Below are 13,907 nucleotides of genomic sequence, written 5' to 3' on the forward strand. Positions count from 1 at the left end.
CGGCTACTCCCCGGATACTCTCCCGGCCGCCGCGGACGCTCCCCGCCGCCAGTTGCCTACTCCTACTCCTGGCCTACTCCTCGACGAGGTCCGCGGCCTTGGCGCCGGTGGCGACCGCCCGGATCACCTTGCCGGTCGGCGTGCGCGGCAGCGGGGTCGTGCGGATCTCCCAGTGCGTGGGCACCTTGTAGTACGCGAGGCGTTCGCGCACGTACGCGGCCAGCGCCTCCGACTCCAGCTCCGCCCCCGGGCGGGGCACCACGATGGCCTTCGCCTCCTCACCGAGGTCGTGGTGCGGTACGCCGACCACCACCGACTCCGCGACGTCCGGGTGTGCGTCGAGGCAATGCTCGATCTCCGCCGGGTAGATGTTCTCGCCGCCGCGCAGGATCAGGTCGGAGCGGCGCGTCGCCATGAAGAACTGGCCGTCGCGCGCGTACCCCAGGTCACCGGTGCGCAGCCAGCGGTCGGGGGTGATCGACTTGGCGGTGGCCTCGGCGTTGCGCCAGTACTCCAGCATGACGAGAGGGCTGCGGATCCAGATCTCGCCCTCCTCGCCGTCCGCGAGGCGCTGCCCGTCCTCGCCGTGCACCTCGACCTGCACGGTGGGCACCGCGGCGCCGATCGCGCCCGGCATCGACTCCAGTTGCGCGGCCCCGGCGGAGGTGGCCACGCCCCCGCTCTCGGTCAGGCCGTAGCCGACGCCCATCGCACCCTTGGCGTGCGGAAAGACCTGCTGAAGACGGGTGATCAGCTCAGGTGCGAACGACGCGCTGCCGCCGCCGAGCCGGGTGACCGACGACAGGTCGAACGCGCCGGAGTCGGGGTGGTTCACGACCCGCCAGCCGACGGTGGGCACGAGGGACCAATTGGTGCAGCGTTCGCGCTCGATCGTGGCGAGCACCGAGGGCACGTCGAAGCGGCCGCTGTAGAGCACCATCGTGTGGCCGTCGGCGAGCGCCGCCACGGCACCGGCGAGCAGCCCCGACACGTGGAAGAACGGGCTGTTGACCAGCCAGCGCCCGGGCCGCGCGGCGGCGGCGCGGCGCTCCTCGGGCAGGTGGGCGATGCCGCGCGCGGCGAGCAGCGCCTGCACGTTCTGCATGGCGATGACGTTGCGGTGGGTCAGGACGGCGCCCTTGGGGCGGCCGGTGGTGCCGGAGGTGTAGAGAATGACCGCGGCGGCGTCCTCGTCGTCGGGGCCGGCCGGGAGTTCGGCGTCCGGGGCGTAGCCGACCAGGTCGGCGAACCCGCTCTCCATCTCGACGACGGGCACCGGCGGTTCCGGCAGGCGCTCGAGCCGGCGCCGGTCGGCGACGAGCACCTTCGGCTCGCAGTCGGCGAGGCCGTAGCGGATCTCGTCGCCCGCCCACCAGCCGTTCATGCCGACGGCGACGGCGCCGAGGGCCACCGTGGCCCAGAAGGTGACGAGCCATTCGGGGCGGTTGTTGGACAGGAGCGCCACCCGGTCGCCGGGTCCGACGCCGTAGCGCTCGCGCAGTGCGCAGGCGACGGAGGCCACCGCTCGCGCGTGCTCGGCGTACGTCCACCGGGTCCCGTCGTCGTGCACGAGGTACTCGCGGTCGCCGAAGGCCGCCGAGTCGGCGACGAAGGACGCGAGCGACCGCCGCCGGTGCGCGAGCACCCGCATGGTGACGCCGAGGACGTCCTCCTCGGCCAGTTCGAAGGGGGAACCGGGAGCGGTCAGCGCGGCCATCGGGTCGGCGGCCGAGCCGGATGCGGAGGACGCCGGTGCGGGAACGGAACCGGGGGTGGAGATCGCCATATGCGGACCCTAGGAATGCTTGACCGAGTCAGTCAAGTGGTCGCGGTGTGCGAACAGGCCACACCGACCCGGCCGCATCCCCGCAGGTTGGCACGTGTTGCATGCCCGGAGACCGCGTACGCGTCCCCGCAGTCACCCCCTTTTGCCGCCACGCCGAGCGGCGCCCACCCAAGTCCCGCCTGACGCATCGTCAGATCAACCGCCTCGCCCCACGCCGCCCCCGACGCGCACCTGGAGGCCGCCGCGACACCCGCGCCGCCGTAGCCCGAACAATTTCGAGGGCATCCAGCATGGCTCGATTCCCCACCCTCCGATACCCGCCCCCGACTCCTCAGCGGCTCAGCGGCTCAGCGGCTCAGCGGCTCAGCGGCGTTGGCATACCCTGCCCCGGTAGGCTACGTCGGGAGATCGGGCGGCGGCTCAGGTCATGCCACGCGGGAGTTCGAGGAGGGAGCGGGCGGATGCGCATTGCGTCGACACTGTGCCGTCTCCTCCTCTTCGCGCTGATCCTGCTCGGCACCACCGGGATGCACACGATCGGGCATCCACCGGAGGCGCGGGCCGCTTCCGGCGCCGAGGCGACGCATCCGAGTGCGGCGGTCTGTCCTGACGGGCACTGCCCCTCCCCCGGTGCGAGCTTCGGCAGCGGCGAACACGACATGCCCGCGCGGCACGGCGGCGGCACGGATCCGATGTCGCTGTGCCTTGCCGTCGCTCTGGCCGCGTTCGTACTGGCCGTCACGTGGTTCGCGGTACGCCGCCGGGCGCGCGAGCACGTACGGTCCGCGCGCGGCGCCTGGGGCCGCCTCGTCTCGGGGCTGCCGCCGCCGAGACCTCCCGACCTCTCCCGACTCGCAGTGCTGCGGATATAGGCCGACGCGCGTCGGCGGGCGAGCACGCCCGCCCACGTACCGGCCTGTCCGCCGCCGCGCGTGCGGCAGTTGATCCGCGGCGCGGCGAACACCGAAGAGTTTCGGGAGATATACGTATGAAGCGCCGTACCACGCGCACCCTGTCACTGTCCGCGATCGCCCTCTCGGGCGCCCTCGTCCTGGTCGCCTGCGGAGGCGACGACACGGACGGCATGGACCACGCCAAGGGCGGCTCGGGCTCGGGTTCCGCCCCCGCGGCCGCGCCGGGCGCGTCCCAGGGCGGGTTCAACGACGCCGACGTGATGTTCGCGCAGATGATGATCCCGCACCACGAGCAGGCCGTGGAGATGGCGAAGGTCGTGCTCGCCAAGACGGCCGACGCCGACGTACGCCGCCTGGCGACCGCGATCGAGGCGGCGCAGGCCCCCGAGATCGCGCTCATGGAGGGCTGGCTCGCCGCATGGGGCAAACCGGCCGACGCGTCCGGCGGCATGGACCACGGGTCCGGCGGTGACGGCATGATGTCGGACGCCGACATGGACCGGTTCCGCGCCGCGGCCGGCGCCGAACTCGACCGGCAGTTCCTGGAGATGATGATCGTGCACCACAACGGCGCGATCGCGATGGCCGAGGAGGAGTTGGCCAAGGGCGTGAACCCGGAGGCCCGCAAGCTGGCGGAGGCGATCAAGTCGTCGCAGGCGGCGGAGGTCCAGGAGATGCAGCGGCTGCTGACCGCGCGTCCGGGGGCGCCGGGTGGCGCGTCCGGCGGCACGTCCGGCCCGGCCTCGTCACCGGCTTCCGCCCCGGCGGCCGCGACCGGCGGACACCACTGACGGGAGAGCAGGGGCGGTCCGGTACGCAACACGTGCCGGACCGCCCCAACCTCACACGACTGCCGCCGATGTCGCCGCCCTGCGGAGGCGGCCTGAGGAAACGTCTCAGCGCGGTTCCAGCATCGGGATCAGCACGTTGTCGACCATGCGCGTGACGTCCTCGCGCGTGGGCGCGGTGTCGTTGGCCATGTAGAGCTGCCCGATCATGGCCGGTCCGGCGATCAGGCACTCGTACGCGTCGGCCCCCGCCCGCGCCTCGCCGCGCCCGATCGCGCCCTGGACGACCTGACGCAGGAGGCCGATGGCCGGGTCGACGGCGCGCTCCTTCCAGAGGCGCCTCAGCTCGACGCATCCGCTCGCGCCTCCGCAGACCGCGCGGAGTGCGATGCCCAACGGACCGGTGCAGCCGACCGCGTACGAGTACATGACGCTGAGCAGGTCCTCGCGCAGATCCCCGACGAGCTCGTGCTTCTCCGGCGACGGAAGCGCGTCCGCGAGGCAGTCCACGATCATCGACGGCTTGTCCGCCCACCGGCGGTACAGCGTCGACTTGCCGGTCCCGGCCCGGGCGGCGACGCCCTCGAACGTCAAGGCGTCGTAGCCGCGTTCGGCCAGTTCCTCGACCACCGCCACGCTGATTGCACGTGCCAGCACCTGACCGCGCCGACGCGGGAAGCGGCGGTGGTCGCAGCCGACCCCGGCGGCGACGTCGTGGATCGCGCCCTTCGGTACGTCCACACGGACGTCGGCCGGCACAGCCTGTACTTCGGTCATCCGTCTGCCCTCCGGATTCCATCGTACAGAAAACGTTTGCGTTCTCTAAGTGCGTTGCCTACTGTGTTGAAAGTACGGAACCGTCCTCTAATTCCGACACCCTGAACCACCTGAACACCGGAATCCTGTGAGGTAGCAGCATGTCAACGGCACCCCCAGAGGTGGCCGCCACCACGGCATCCCCCGCAGCGCCGGGCCGGAAGGTACATCCGGGCCTCGCGCTGGCCGTCCTTGCGGGTGCGCAGCTCATGATCGTGCTCGACGCCACGATCGTGAACATCGCCCTTCCGGACATCCGAGAGGCGCTCGGCTTCTCCGAGGCCTCGCTGACCTGGGTGATGAACGCCTACACGCTCACGTTCGGCGGCCTGCTGCTGCTCGGCGGGCGGCTCGGCGACCTGGTCGGCCGTCGCAAGATCTTCATCTACGGCCTGCTGGTCTTCACGCTGGCCAGTCTCCTCGGCGGCTTCGCGCAGAACGAGGCGACGCTGCTGGCGGCCCGCGCCCTCCAGGGCGTCGGCGGCGCGATGACCGCGCCGGCGGTGCTGTCGCTGGTCACCACCACGTTCAAGGAAGGCGCCGAACGCAACAAGGCGCTCGGCGTGTACGCGGCCGTGTCCGGCATGGGCGCCGCGGTCGGCCTGCTGGCCGGCGGCTTCCTGACCGAGTACGCCAACTGGCGCTGGGTCATGTTCGTCAACGTGCCGATCGGCGTGGCGCTCGCCCTGGCCATCCCGCGCGTGTTCCCGGCGGACGTCGTCGTCGACTCCGGCCGCGGGCTGGGCCGCTTCGACATCCCCGGCGCGGTCACCTCGACCGTGGGTGTGTCGGCCCTGGTGTACGGCTTCATCCGGGCCGCCGAAAAGAGCTGGACCGACTCGGTGACGCTCACCGCCTTCGTCCTGGCCGCCGTGTTCATCGCGGGGTTCCTCGCGATCGAACTGCGCACCCGCGAACCGCTGCTGCCGCTGCGGCTGTTCCTCAACAAGACGCGGACCGGCGGCTACCTGGTGATGATGCTCGCGGGCGCGGGCATGATGAGCACCTTCTTCTTCCTGACGCTGTTCATGCAGGAGGACTCGCTGCTCGACCTGTCGCCGGTGCTCGCGGGTACCGCGTACCTGCCGCTGACCGTCGGCGTCATAACGTCCGCGCAGATCACGTCGCGCCTGATCACCACCAAGGGTCCGCGCCCGTTCCTGATCGTCGGACCGCTCATCGCGGGCATCGGCCTGCTGTGGCTGTCGTTCCTGGAGACGGACTCGACGTATTGGACCGGCATCCTCCCGGGCGTGCTCCTGATGGGCATGGGCATGGGCGCGGTGTTCGTGTCGATCATGACGACGGCGACCGCGGGTATCGCGCCCGAGGACGCCGGCATCGGCTCTGCGGTGCTGAACGTGACGCAGCAGATCGGCGGCACGATCGGCCTCGCGGTCCTGGCGACCATCTCCACGCAGGCGCTCAAGGACGACCTCAAGGACCAGGTGTCCAAGGCCGGCGAGGTCACCCCCGCGGTGCAGGCGCACGCCATGACGGCGGGCTGGACCGCCGCGATCCTGGCCGCGTCGATCATGTTGTTCGCGTCGGCGCTGATCGCCTTCGCCCTCGTGCGCATCCGCCGCGAGGACGTCGTCGTGGACCCGAGTGCCGTGACCCACTGAGTCGACGGGAGTTGACGGCGGTCGACGGGAGTTGACGGCAAGGCACCGGCCGTCCGGCCGCGCGCACGGTACGCACCCGGCGCGCGGCCTCGGGTGGCCGACCGGATGCCCGGGCCGGGTGGTGGATCTTCCGCCACCCGGCCCTTCGTCGTTCCCGGGCGGGGGCCCGGGCCGGGCCCGCCCGGTGACGGCAGGTCAGATGTCGAGGAAGCGGACGTCCTTGGCATTGCGCTGGATGAAGTGGCGGCGTGCTTCGACGTCCTCGCCCATCAGGACGGAGAACAGGTCGTCGGCGACGGCCGCGTCGTCGAGGGTGACCCGGCCCAGGACCCGGTGGTCCACGTCCATCGTGGTCACGCGCAGTTCCTCGGCGTTCATCTCGCCCAGGCCCTTGAAGCGCTGGACGGAGTCGTCGGTCACGCGGCGCCCGGCCTGCCGGCCCCGTTCGACGAGCATCGTGCGCTCGCGGTCGGAGTAGGCGTATTCGACGTGCTCCCGGGCCCACTTGATCTTGTAGAGCGGCGGGCGGGAGAGGTAGACGTGGCCTCCCTCGACCAGCGGCCGCATGAAGCGGAAGAGGAAGGTCAGCAGCAGGGTGTTGATGTGCTGGCCGTCGACGTCGGCGTCCGCCATCAAGATGATCTTGTGATAGCGCAGCCGGGCGATGTCGAAGTCCTCGTGCACGCCCGCGCCGAGCGCGGAGATGATCGCCTGGATCTCCTGGTTGTGGAGGATCTTGTCGATCCTGGCCTTCTCGACGTTGAGGATCTTGCCGCGGATCGGCAGGATCGCCTGGTACCGCGGGTTGCGGCCGGACTTCGCCGAGCCGCCCGCGGAGTCGCCCTCGACGATGAAGATCTCCGACCGCGCGGGGTCGTTCGACTGGCAGTCGGCCAGCTTGCCCGGCAGCGCCGCGGATTCCAGCAGGCCCTTCCGACGGGTCAGGTCGCGCACCTTGCGGGCCGCGACCCGGGCCGTGGCAGCCTGGACGGCCTTGCGGACGATGTCGGCGGCCTCGTTCGGATTGCGGTCGAACCAGTCGGCCAGGTGCTCGTGCACGACCTTGTGCACGAAGGTCCGGGCCTCGGTGTTGCCGAGCTTGGTCTTGGTCTGGCCCTCGAACTGCGGCTCGCCGAGCTTGACCGAGATGATCGCGGCCAGGCCCTCGCGGATGTCCTCGCCGGCGAGGTTGGCGTCCTTGTCCCGCAGCAGCTTCCGCTCCCGCGCGTAGCGGTTGACGACGTTGGTCAGCGCCGTGCGGAAGCCCTCCTCGTGTGTGCCGCCCTCGTGCGTGTGGATGGCGTTGGCGTACGAGTAGACGCTGTCGGCGTACTGGCTGTTCCACTGCAACGCGACCTCGACCGACAGCAGCCGCCCGGCCGCCTCGGCGCCGAAGGAGATCACCGAGGGGTGCACCAACTCGCCCTTGCGCGCGTTGAGGTAGGCGACGAAGTCGGTGATGCCGCCGTCATAGCGGTACGAGACCGTCCGCGCCGGCTGCTCCCCGGCGGTGGTCCGGCCGGCCCGGTCGGCCGCGGACGTGGCACGCGCGGAGGGCCGTTCGTCGGTCAGGGTCAGGGTGAGCCCCCGGTTGAGGAACGCCATCTCCTGGAAGCGTCGGGCCAGCGTCTCGAAGGAGTAGTTGGTGGTCTCGAAGATCGCCGGGTCCGCCCAGAAGGTCAGCGACGTGCCCGTGCGGGAGGTTGCTTCGCGACGGGCGAGCGGGGCAACGGGGGTGCCGTCCTTGTAGTCCTGCGTCCACCGGTGGCCGTCGGTCCGGATCTCCGCCGACAACCGGGTCGACAGGGCGTTGACCACCGACAGGCCCACGCCGTGCAAACCGCCGGAGACCGCATAGCCCCCGCCGCCGAACTTCCCGCCCGCGTGCAGGACGGTCAGGACGACCTCGACGGCCGGCCGTTTCTCCACCGGGTGCATGCCGACCGGGATGCCGCGGCCGTTGTCGACCACCCGTACCCCGCCGTCGGCCAGGACGGTCACGTCGATCCGGTCGGCCACCCCGGCCAGCGCCTCGTCCACGGAGTTGTCCACGAGTTCCTGCACGAGATGGTGCAGTCCCCGCTCGCCCGTGGAACCGATGAACATCCCGGGCCGCTTGCGTACGGCGCGGAGTCCGTCCAGGACGGTGATCGCGTTGGCGTCGTAGGCCGCTGACCCGGCACGGCCGGTCCGCTCGGATCCAAGGGCGTCGGTGTCGATGCCCGTGCCGATGTCAGCGCCGGCATCGGGATCGGTGCCGGCGTCGGTGTCGGCGTCGGTGTCGGTGTCGGCGTCGGTGCGGGTGCCGTAAGTGGTCACAGATGCTCTCTTTCGGGCATGGCGGACCGCACTCCGGCACCTCGGTGCGGGAGCGGCCGGACAACTGGCGGGAACGTGATGCGGCAGCACACGGGCAACACACGGACAACACAAAGAGGACCCCCGAGGCCTCAGGGGTCGGGACCAGTGGCCGCCGAAACTCCTTCCAGGATACCGAAGATGCCCCTTGCCTTCGGGTCAGGAGGATGTCTGAATGCCTCCAGGATCGCCGTTCTCCCCCATGGTTGATCCCCCCTATACATGGACCCCGAAAAATGCTCTGGTGGGTCACGCAGCGACTTTCCCGATGCCCTGCCGCGGAGCGCTACCGGCACTTTCTTCGGGCGGCTCTCCCCGCACGCGTGTCGTGCCGCTTCAGGCCCGCTCGCGGCCCGAGCGGCGAACACCCGTCCGACGGACGGCCCGTGGAATGAGGGTGCTCCCTCGACTCGTGAGCGGACCGCGGCATCGTGGAACCCGGTTCATCCCGCACGCGTCTCAACGCTGTGAAGGTTCCGCGACACCTGCCGCGGAGGGGGAACACCGTGGGCGCGCGCGTCCCCGGGCCGGTACTCTGCCTCAGGCAGCAGGGGGATTCCGGACGCGGCGATCTGCGTCCCCGGGTGGCTGCGCTCGCGTCGGCCGCACGGGCCGACGCCAGGTCTGTCGCAGCGAGGAACCGGCGGGGATGATGGGCGGTGGTGGGGGAGAATTCGGGGGGATTGTGGCGGAACACGAGTGGCCGGGTGAACCTCTGGCCAAAGGCGACCCGACCCGCATCGGGCCCTACACGGTTCTCGGCCGCCTGGGGGCGGGCGGCATGGGCCGGATCTACCTGGGCCGTTCACCGTTCGGCCGGCTGGTCGCGATCAAGACGATCCGCTCCGAACTGGGCGGCGACCCCGGCTTCCGGGCGCGCTTCGCGCAGGAGGTGGCCGCGGCCCGACGGGTGAGCGGCGTGTTCACCGCCGCCGTCGTCAACGCCGACCCGGACGCCGCCGTGCCGTGGCTCGCGACCGCGTACGTCCCGGCCCCCTCGTTGGAGACATTGGTCCGCTCGTGCGGTCCGCTCCCGGCGAGCGCGGTGCGCTGGCTGGCCGCCGGCATCGCCGAGGCGCTGGAGTCGGTGCACGCGGCCGGCCTGGTGCACCGCGACCTCAAGCCGTCCAACGTGCTGGTGGCCAGCGACGGCCCCAAGGTGATCGACTTCGGCATCTCGCGCGCGGCCGACTTCGGCTCGCTGACGATGACCGGCGTAGCCGTCGGCACCCCCGCCTACATGTCGCCCGAACAAGCCCAGGGCGTACGCGACATCACGCCGGCCAGCGACATGTTCTCGCTCGGCGCGACCCTCGTGTACGCGGCGACCGCGCACTCCCCCTACCCGGACCGCAAGCCCGCCGAGGCGCTGCTGCGCCTGGTGACGGGCTCCGCCGACCTGACGGGGCTGCCGGACGAGCTGCACGACCTCATCAACTCGTGCATGCAGCGCTCCCCCGAACACCGCCCCTCGCCGACCGCGCTCCTGACCTCGGTGGCTCCGCTGCTCGACTCGGAGAGCGGCTACACCGGGGACAGCCGACTGCCCGAGGCCGCCGCCGCGATGGTGGAGCGGTTCGAGCGGCAGTACCGCCCGGCCGGCGCGCGCACCCCGCCGGTCCCCGAGCCGCAGCCGGCCCCGGACGTGCCGGACGAGGAAGCCCCGGGCCGGATCAGCGACGACGACTGGGGCAAGCTCCCGGCCCAGGTGCGCGAGGAGCCGCCGCCGCGCGACGACGGCGGGCGCCGCTCCGACCACGCAGCCGACCGGCCGGGCCCGGCGCCGACCACGCCGGACGGCCCGCAGGGGCCCGGGCAGCAGCACGGGCACCAGCCCCAACCGCAGCCGCAGCCGCACGCGGCCCAGCACGGCCGGCACGAGCAGCATGCGCAGCACGGCGGACAGGCCGCGCACGGGCAGCAGTCCCCGCCGCGACCGCCCGTCGGTCCGCCGCCGGTGCCGCGCCCGCAGAACCCGGGCGGCGGCTCGTCGTTCCCGCCGCCGCAGCCGCGTCCCCAGCAGCACGGACAGCCCCACGGGCAGCCGCAGGGGCAGCCCCAGCCGCACGGACAGCCGCCGCCGTACGGCCCGCCGCCCGGCCAGTCGGGTCCGGGCGGGCAGCAGCAGGATCGGCAGTACCCGGGCCAGGGGTCACCGTACGACCAGTCCGGCCGACCGCAGCCCCAGCCTCCCGCGAACCAGCAGCACGGGGCCGGGGGTTCGGCCCCGTCGGGGTCGCCGGTGGCGGCGCTGCCGACCGAACTGGCCTTCCGCAAGGGGCCGCCGCCCGCCGCACCGACGTACGTCGCCGGTGCGGACGACGCGCCGCGCCAGCACCCGCCGACCCCGCGCACGCCGACCGGACCCATGGAGGCCCCGACGTCCCAGCCGTGGCGGTTCGCCGCGACGGCGGAGATCGTGGCACCGCCGGTGCGGGCGGGCGGTGCGCGTACCTCGCGCGTCCACGTGCACAGCAAGGACAACGGCCTGCACACGCTGCACCTGGCCACGCGGGAATGGCGGTTCGACAGCAGCGGTTGGTCGCATCCGCCCGCGGTCGAGGGCGACATGATGTACCTCAGCAGCCAGGACAACCACCTGTACGCCCTGGAGTTGACGAGCCGTCAGTGGCGGTGGAGCTTCCCGACGGGCGGCGAGGTGGTGGCCGCTCCGGTCGTCGCGAACGGCACGGTCTACTTCGGCAGCAGCGACAACGCCGTGTACGCCGTCGAGGCCGCGACCGGCCGGTGCCGCTGGCGGCACCAGACCAGCGGCTGGGCGACGTCGCCGACGGTGGTCGACGGCACGGTCTACTTCGGCAGCAGCGACCGCTGCGTCTACGCCGTGGACGCCGCGACCGGCTGGGCCCGCTGGCGCTACCAGACCGGCGGCTGGGTGTCGGCGCCGACCGTGTCGGGCGGCATCGTGCACATCGGCAGCACCGACCACTACCTCTACCTGCTGGACGCCGCGGCGGGGACACTGCGCGGATGGTTCGCCGCCAACGGTCCGGTCGCCCAGCCCGCGGCCGCGGCCGGCATGTCGTTCTTCGGCAGCGGCGACGGCGGGCTGTACGCGATCGACGTCAACACCCAGCGGTGCGTGTGGCGTTACAACACCGACGGCTGGGTGACCTCGCCGGTCGTCGCGGGCGACACGGTGTTCGCGGGCAGCAGCGACCACTCGATCGTGGCGGTCGGCACGAGCGGTGAGCCGCGCTGGAAGTTCCAGACCGGCGGACGCGTCACCTCGCCGATCGTGGCGGACGGACTGGTCTTCGTCGGCAGCACGGACCGGCACCTGTACGTGATGGACGCGGCCACCGGCGGGGCGCCGCGTACCGCGCGCGGCAATTGAGTGCCGTCCCACAAAGCCCGATAGGCAACTGACCGGTTATCTCAGCGAGTTCATGATCACAGCGCCATCGGCGCAGGTCGCTTCGGCCCCGGTGAACAACTGTTCACCGGGGCCGGAATGCGTCCGGTGATCGTTCGTGTCACGGTCGCATCACAAACCTACCTATCGCTAAGTAACAGTCGTACAGTCTGCGCACCGGAGTCCGGCAGGCCCGTGAACCCAAGGTCGGTGGTGACCCAGGTGCGCTTCCTGTTCCGACGTATCGGCTTCTACGCGGTGACCGCGTGGGCGGCGATCACGATGAACTTCCTCATTCCCCGGCTCATGCCGGGGAGTCCCGAGAACACTGTCCTCTCCCGTTTCCAGGGCTCGGTGTCCCAAGAGCAAATCGACGCCGTGAAAGCCCAGTTGGGGGTGAGCGACGCAAGTCTGCTGTCCCAGTACGGGACCTATTGGAAGGACCTGCTCTCTGGCGATCTCGGCGTCTCCGTCTCGTACTTCCCCGGCGACGTCAGCGAGGTGATCGGCCAGGGGGTGTGGTGGACCGTCATCCTCATCGGCGTCGCGACGCTGATCAGCTTCGTGCTGGGCACCTTCCTCGGCGTCCTCGCCGCCTGGAAGCGCGGCTCGCGGCTGGACGCGCTGCTGCCGCTCACAACGTTCCTGTCCGCCGTCCCGTACTTCTGGATCGCCCTGGTCGCACTCAGCGTCCTCGGCGTCGAGATGGGGATGTTCCCGATCACCGGCGGCTACCGGCCCGAGCTCCAGGTGGGCTGGAGCGCGGAGTTCATCTCCAGCGCGCTCAGCCACTCGGTGCTCCCGGCCTTCACGATCATCGTCAGCTCCATCGCCGGATGGCTGCTCGGCATGCGCAACATGATGCTGACGACCATCTCGGAAGACTACGTCCTGGTCGCGGAGGCCAAGGGGCTGCGCACCCGGCGCGTGATGCTCGCGTACGCGGCCCGCAACGCCCTCCTGCCGAACATCTCCGGCTTCGCGATGTCGCTCGGCTTCATCGTGAGCGGGTCGATCGTCACCGAGACCGTCTTCTCGTACCCCGGCATCGGGTTCCTGCTCTTCAACGCGGTGCTCAACAACGACTACCCGCTGATGCAGGGGATCTTCCTGATCATCACCCTCATGGTGCTGTTCGCCAACCTCATCGTGGACCTCTGCTACGTGGTCCTCGATCCGCGCATCCGACAGGAGGCCTGACCCATGGCGGCAACGGCCACCCTCGCGACCGCGGAGACGCAGCCGGCCCCCGCACGGGCCCGCCGCGGCATCCCGCTGCTGCGCTCCGGCAAGGCGGTCGCCGGACTGGTCATCTTCGGGACGTTCGTGCTCCTGGCCGTCATCGGCCCGTGGATCGCCCCGCACGACCCGTCGAAGACAGGCGGCCCAATCCTGCAATCCCCGTCCGGGGAACACCTGTTGGGGACCACGCAGTCGGGGCAGGACATCCTGTCGCAAGTGCTGGAGGGCGCGCGTACGTCGATGCTCGTCGGGCTGGTCGCGGCAACCTTCGCGACCGCCCTGGCCATCCTCATCGGTGTCACCGCGGGCTATGTCGGCGGCTGGGTGGACGACACCCTGTCGATGCTGACCAACATCTTCCTGGTCATCCCGGCACTCCCGCTGACCATCGTGCTGACCGGATACCTGGAAGGCGGCGGGTGGTTCCCGATCGCCGTGGTCATCAGCGTCACCGGATGGGCCTTCGGCGCCCGCCTGCAACGCGCCCAGACCCTTTCGCTGCGCAACCGCGACTACATCAAGGCCGCGAAGGCGATCGGTGAACGCCCGTGGCGCATCGTCACCGTCGAACTGGTGCCGAACCTCGGCGCGATCATCATCTCCGGCTTCCTCTTCACGTTCATCTTCGCCATCCTCACCGAGGCCAGCCTGTCGTTCCTGGGCCTCGGCGACCTCGGCGGCACGTGGAGCTGGGGCACGACGCTCTACTGGGCGCAGAACTCCAGCGCCTTCACCACCGGCGCGTGGTGGTGGTACATCCCGCCCGGGCTGTGCATCGCACTCGTGGGCGCCAGCCTCTCGCTCGTCAACTTCGGTGCGGACGAACTCATGAACCCGCGCCTGTCCCCGGTGGCCAAGCGCGAGCGCAAGCGCCGCCGCCACGCCGCCGGCCCCGTTCTCGGCGCCGCGACCGGTGCGGCGGCCGGGGCCGACGGGCCCGTCCCGCCGGCCCGGGGCGACGCGCCGGTGCCCGCCTCCGCAGGAAAGGAACCGACGCCGTGA

General features: G+C 71.2%; 9 protein-coding genes. 6 read left to right on the forward strand and 3 right to left on the reverse strand.

Going from position 1 to position 13,907, the window contains the following annotated elements:
- Positions 1-73 precede the first annotated feature (73 nt).
- Positions 74-1,786, reverse strand: a complete 1,713-nt coding sequence (gene casG / locus AB0C36_RS01955; RefSeq protein ID WP_358347773.1) for a steroid-24-oyl-CoA synthetase — start codon at positions 1,784-1,786, stop codon at positions 74-76.
- 461 nt (positions 1,787-2,247) lie between these two features.
- Between casG and AB0C36_RS01960 the strand changes: the two genes are divergently transcribed.
- Positions 2,248-2,658: a DUF6153 family protein gene (locus tag AB0C36_RS01960; RefSeq protein ID WP_358347774.1), complete on the forward strand. Its 411-nt coding sequence runs from the start codon at positions 2,248-2,250 to the stop codon at positions 2,656-2,658.
- Between the two features lie 116 nt (positions 2,659-2,774).
- Positions 2,775-3,491, forward strand: a complete 717-nt coding sequence (locus tag AB0C36_RS01965; RefSeq protein WP_358347776.1) for a DUF305 domain-containing protein — start codon at positions 2,775-2,777, stop codon at positions 3,489-3,491.
- Between the two features lie 105 nt (positions 3,492-3,596).
- On the opposite strand, the gene AB0C36_RS01970 is transcribed toward AB0C36_RS01965, so the two are convergent.
- Positions 3,597-4,265 (reverse strand): TetR/AcrR family transcriptional regulator, encoded by a 669-nt coding sequence (locus AB0C36_RS01970; protein WP_358347778.1) that lies wholly within the window; start codon positions 4,263-4,265, stop codon positions 3,597-3,599.
- A gap of 140 nt (positions 4,266-4,405) precedes the next feature.
- Here AB0C36_RS01970 and AB0C36_RS01975 point away from each other — a divergent pair, with 140 nt between their 5' ends.
- Positions 4,406-5,929, forward strand: a complete 1,524-nt coding sequence (locus AB0C36_RS01975) for an MFS transporter (protein WP_358347780.1) — start codon at positions 4,406-4,408, stop codon at positions 5,927-5,929.
- 195 nt (positions 5,930-6,124) lie between these two features.
- Here AB0C36_RS01975 and gyrB read toward each other — a convergent pair whose 3' ends face one another.
- Positions 6,125-8,149 carry a DNA topoisomerase (ATP-hydrolyzing) subunit B gene (gene gyrB, locus AB0C36_RS01980; RefSeq protein ID WP_358347984.1) on the reverse strand — a complete coding sequence of 675 codons (2,025 nt, stop codon included), beginning with the start codon at positions 8,147-8,149 and terminating at the stop codon, positions 6,125-6,127.
- Positions 8,150-8,972: 823 nt separating this feature from the next.
- On the opposite strand from gyrB, the gene AB0C36_RS01985 reads away from it, so the two are divergent.
- From AB0C36_RS01985 to AB0C36_RS01995, 3 genes are all read left to right on the forward strand, one after another.
- Complete coding sequence (locus AB0C36_RS01985; protein WP_358347782.1) at positions 8,973-11,645, forward strand: outer membrane protein assembly factor BamB family protein; 2,673 nt, start codon at positions 8,973-8,975, stop codon at positions 11,643-11,645.
- A gap of 240 nt (positions 11,646-11,885) precedes the next feature.
- Positions 11,886-12,863, forward strand: coding sequence for an ABC transporter permease (locus tag AB0C36_RS01990; RefSeq protein WP_358347985.1), 978 nt, complete (start codon positions 11,886-11,888; stop codon positions 12,861-12,863).
- A gap of 3 nt (positions 12,864-12,866) precedes the next feature.
- Positions 12,867-13,907 (forward strand): ABC transporter permease, encoded by a 1,041-nt coding sequence (locus AB0C36_RS01995; protein ID WP_358347784.1) that lies wholly within the window; start codon positions 12,867-12,869, stop codon positions 13,905-13,907.

This window comes from Streptodolium elevatio, assembly GCF_040649515.1.
In the GTDB taxonomy this organism is placed as follows: domain Bacteria; phylum Actinomycetota; class Actinomycetes; order Streptomycetales; family Streptomycetaceae; genus Yinghuangia; species Yinghuangia elevatio.

Excerpts from the sequence above, each read along its gene's own strand:
- casG (WP_358347773.1), bottom strand. The coding sequence starts at position 1,786 with ATGGCGATCTCCACCCCCGGTTCCGTTCCCGCACCGGCGTCCTCCGCA.
- AB0C36_RS01970 (WP_358347778.1), bottom strand. The coding sequence starts at position 4,265 with ATGACCGAAGTACAGGCTGTGCCGGCCGACGTCCGTGTGGACGTACCG.
- AB0C36_RS01995 (WP_358347784.1), top strand. The coding sequence starts at position 12,867 with ATGGCGGCAACGGCCACCCTCGCGACCGCGGAGACGCAGCCGGCCCCC.
- AB0C36_RS01960 (WP_358347774.1), top strand. The coding sequence starts at position 2,248 with ATGCGCATTGCGTCGACACTGTGCCGTCTCCTCCTCTTCGCGCTGATC.
- AB0C36_RS01965 (WP_358347776.1), top strand. The coding sequence starts at position 2,775 with ATGAAGCGCCGTACCACGCGCACCCTGTCACTGTCCGCGATCGCCCTC.
- AB0C36_RS01975 (WP_358347780.1), top strand. The coding sequence starts at position 4,406 with ATGTCAACGGCACCCCCAGAGGTGGCCGCCACCACGGCATCCCCCGCA.